Annotated in this window: 1 protein-coding gene; it reads left to right on the top strand. The window is 73.1% G+C overall.

Annotated features, from left to right (window positions below; translation table 11 throughout):
* Nucleotides 1-442: EamA family transporter (locus M3666_RS16415; protein ID WP_374109598.1), on the top strand; the 442-nt coding region annotated here is incomplete at both ends.

Below are 442 nucleotides of genomic sequence, written 5' to 3'. Positions count from 1 at the left end.
GGACCGCGCCGGGCGCGCTCGCGCTGATCGCGCTGCGCGGCCGCTGGCCGGCGCTCGTCGGGCTGGCGCGGCGCTGCGCGCGCGACTGGCGCCTGCTGATCGCGCTGCCGGTGAGCGCGGCGCTGCTCGGCGTGCAGCTGTGGCTGTTCCTGTGGGCGCCGCTGCACGGCCGCATGCTCGAAGTGTCGCTCGGCTATTTCTTGCTGCCGCTGACGATGGTGCTCGTCGGCCGCTTCTACTATCACGAGCGGCTCGACCCGCTGCAATGGGCGGCGGTCGCCTGTGCGGCGCTCGGCGTCGCGCACGAGGTGTGGGTGACGCGCGCGTTCGCATGGCCGACGCTGGTCGTCGCGCTCGGCTATCCGCCGTATTTCGTGCTGCGCCGGCGCATCAACGCCGATTCGCTGGCCGCGTTCGCGATCGAGATCGCGCTGCTGTGCCC

This window comes from Curtobacterium sp. ODYSSEY 48 V2, from assembly GCF_023712625.1.
Classification (GTDB): Bacteria; Actinomycetota; Actinomycetes; order Actinomycetales; family Microbacteriaceae; genus Curtobacterium.
This window is presented reverse-complemented; position numbering and strand designations above follow the sequence as displayed.